Genomic DNA, 3,109 nt, shown 5'->3' with positions numbered 1-3,109 from the left:
CGGCCCCTCGGCCAGGGCGGCGAGGGCCTCGGCCATGCGGGGGGCGCGAGGGGCCACCGCCTCGGCCGGGGGCGCCCCCGCCTCGAGCCGGAACCACTCCTCGGCGGGCGGCTCGCTCGCCTCGACCTCCCAGTGCCGGGCTAGGCCGCCCCGGGCCAACAGCCGGGCGGCGGCCCGGGCCTCGCCCGGGGAGAGTTTGGCCAGGGGAAGGGTACCCGCCCGGGCCGTCCGCTCCCACAGGGCCCGTTCGGCGGAAGACGCCCCGGCCGGGGGGCCGGCCCCCACGGCCCGGTACCCCAGCCGGGTGCGCGACCGGAGCCGGGGCGGCAGCATCCGGGCCAACGTCTCGCCGGGGGGGTGGTGGTAGTACCGGGCCATCCACAGGCCCGTCTCCACAAGATCGGCCGGGAGGATCGGCTCGGGGTCGAGAACCTCCAGGAGGTCGCGCACCCGGGGCACCTCGGGTTCGGGGTCGAACCCCACGACGAACCCGGCCGCCCGGGTGCGGCCCAGGGGCACGGCGCACCGCGACCCCACCCGGGCCGCCTCGGCCAGGTGGTCGGGCACCCGGTAGTGGAGGAGCCGGTCCAAGGGCCGTTCGACGGCCACTCGGGCGAACCGGGTCATGGATCAAAACGCCTTGCGCCAGTCGTCCGGAAAGGAACTCGGGGGCGGGGCGGGGCGGTCGGGGGCCGGCCGCGGGGGGGCCAGACGCCGGATCGGCGCTTCGGCGTCGGGGGGAACGAGCTCGGCCGGCCACCCGTCGGCCTCCGGCGGGCCCACCCGCACCTCGTCCGTGGCCGAAAGCCGCACGAGCACGGGCCGGAAGGGCTCGCGCGAGAACCACACCTGGGGCAGTTCCGGCTCCCCCTCCCCCCGGGCGCCCAGGGTGAAGCAGACGCCGTCGGCCGAGGCGTCGCACCGGGCGTACCCGGTGCGGACCGGATCCACCCCGGCCCGGTGGAGGGCGTCGCGCCAGGCGAAGGGATCCAGATCGGAGAACAGGAGAAAGGCGATGCCGGCCGATCGGGGAAACTCCGGCGGAAGGGAGCCCTCGCGCCCCTCCAACTCCCCCCCTGGGCCGACCACCAGGGCAATCTCCCCCCCGGCCCAGCCGCATGCCACCTCGGCCGGCAGGGCGGGCCGGTGGGCCGGGGCCTCCCGCCCCCACCGCTCGAGGAGTTTCGGCCCGGGCACCAGGTACCCGACCAGGGCCGGCGCAACCAGAACAAGGCCCAGGAGGGCCAGGCGCCGGATCACATGCCCGCCTTCTCGCGCTGTTCGGCCTCGGCCTTGCAGTCGATGCACTGGGTGGTCACCGGCCGGGCCTTTAGCCGGCGCTCGTCGATCTCGTCGCCGCAGGTCTCGCAGATGCCGTAGGTGCCCTCGTCGATCCGCTGCAGGGCCTCCTGGATCTTGGCGATGAGCTTTCGCTCGCGGTCCCGGATGCGCAACTGGAACGCCCGATCCGACTCGGCCGTGGCCCGGTCGGCGGGGTCGGCAAACGACTCCTCGCCCTCGATGAGTTCCGTCATCGTGGCCCGCGCCTCCCCCAACAGGGCGTCGAGCCGTTCCTGCAGCAGGTTCCGGAAAAACTCCAGCTTCTCGGCGTCCATCGTCTGTGTCCCCTAGACTACGGGTTGGGCGAGCCGCCGGGGTTTGCCGCACCGGGCCCGCGTTGTGGTACCATCCCCCGATCGGAAAGCCCGGGATTATAGCAACCTCGCCACCCAGGGAGAACCCCCATGGTTCGGTCGGCCGTCGTGGCAGTTCTCGCCGTGCTCTCGCCGCTTTTCGCCTGGGCCGCCTCCCCCCTGGCCAACGCCCTGAGCGCGCGGGCCGTGGGCATGGGCGGGGCGCTCCGGGCCCTCGCCGCCCCCGTGGAGGCGGCCTCGGTGAACCCGGCGGCCATCGGGATCCGGCGCGGGTTCTTCGGCGGTGCCGCCTACCTGACACGCCGGCAGGGCGCCTTCGACGCCCTTCGGCTCACGGTGCTCGACAACGCCACCTCTCCTTTCGGCGGCGCCATCCAATACTTGAGGCTCCAGGGCGAGGAGGAGAGGGAGGACCTGAGCCTCGGCATCGCGGGCGGCCGGGCGGGCCAGTGGTGGGGCGGCACGATCCGGTACGTCCACGGCCGGGGCCGGGGCGAGACCGAGTGGGACGACGTGTTCACGGGCGACGTGGGGGTCCTGTTCGCGCGGCCCCAGGGGGTGCGGATCGGGATCGCGGTGGAGAACGTGGTGGACACGTCCCTCGATTTCCTGGAACCCAGAGCGGGGGCCGGCCTCGCCTGGACCGGCGTGCGGGGCTGGAACTTCGAGGTGGACGTGGTGCGGGGGTTCGACCGGGATGTGAGCCGCGGCCTCGACCTCCACCTGGGCGCCGAGGCCACCCGGCCGGGATCGCCCTGGACGTTCTGGCTGGGGCAGATGTGGCGGGGCGACACCGGGAAGGACTACGCCTCGGCCGGGGTGGGCTGGAGCGGCCACGGCATCGAGGCCGGCTACGCCGTCCAGAAGGCCCGGCAACGGGCGGGCGAGTGGCTCCACGTGCTGAGCGTGTCGGGGTCGTTCTGATCGAAGCGGTCTTCGCCCTGCCGGTCTACGCTCCGCCCGCCTCCTCGCGCACCCAGGTGCCGCTCTTCCCCCCCTCCTTGCGCAACAGCTTCACGTCGCCGATCACCATGCCCTTGTCCACGGCCTTGCACATGTCGTAGACCGTGAGGGCGGCCACGCTGGCCGCGGTCAGGGCCTCCATCTCCACGCCTGTGCGGCCCGTCACCTTCACCTCGGCCCGGATGTCCACCCGGTGGTCCTCCTCCACGAGGTCGAACTCCATCGTGACCGACGAGATCGCCAGGGGGTGGCAAAGCGGGATCAGGTAGGGGGTCTGCTTGGCCGCCTGGATCCCCGCGATCCGGGCCACCGACAGCACGTCGCCCTTCTCCAGGCTCCGGTCCACGATGCGGCGGAACGTCTCGGGTCCCACCCACACGCTCGCCGCGGCCACGGCCCGGCGCTCCGTGGGGGCCTTTCCGCCCACGTCCACCATGCGGGCCGCCCCCGACTCGTCGAAATGGGTGAAGCCCCGGCTCATGGGGCGCCCT

5 protein-coding genes are annotated in these 3,109 nt (G+C 73.8%); 1 reads left to right on the top strand and 4 read right to left on the bottom strand.

The features are described from left to right. From ACY0I8_RS17315 to dksA, 3 genes are all read right to left on the bottom strand, one after another. Positions 1–627 (bottom strand): primosomal protein N' family DNA-binding protein (locus ACY0I8_RS17315; RefSeq protein ID WP_461395743.1); only part of this gene is annotated, 627 nt, incomplete at its 3' end. Positions 628–630: 3 nt separating this feature from the next. Next, positions 631–1,260, bottom strand: a complete 630-nt coding sequence (locus ACY0I8_RS17310) for a hypothetical protein (RefSeq protein WP_459942003.1) — start codon at positions 1,258–1,260, stop codon at positions 631–633. Continuing rightward, on the bottom strand, positions 1,257–1,616 hold the full coding sequence (dksA, locus tag ACY0I8_RS17305; RefSeq protein ID WP_459942004.1) for a TraR/DksA C4-type zinc finger protein: 360 nt from the start codon (positions 1,614–1,616) through the stop codon (positions 1,257–1,259). Before dksA ends, ACY0I8_RS17310 begins: the two co-directional genes overlap by 4 nt. Positions 1,617–1,745: 129 nt before the next feature. Between dksA and ACY0I8_RS17300 the strand changes: the two genes are divergently transcribed. Continuing rightward, a complete protein-coding gene (locus ACY0I8_RS17300) occupies positions 1,746–2,579 on the top strand; it encodes a hypothetical protein (protein WP_459942005.1) in 834 nt (277 codons plus the stop codon). A gap of 25 nt (positions 2,580–2,604) precedes the next feature. Here ACY0I8_RS17300 and moaC read toward each other — a convergent pair whose 3' ends face one another. Continuing rightward, complete coding sequence (gene moaC, locus ACY0I8_RS17295; protein WP_459942006.1) at positions 2,605–3,099, bottom strand: cyclic pyranopterin monophosphate synthase; 495 nt, start codon at positions 3,097–3,099, stop codon at positions 2,605–2,607. Positions 3,100–3,109: the final 10 nt, after the last annotated feature.

It is taken from the genome of Deferrisoma sp., assembly GCF_054681715.1.
This window is presented reverse-complemented; position numbering and strand designations above follow the sequence as displayed.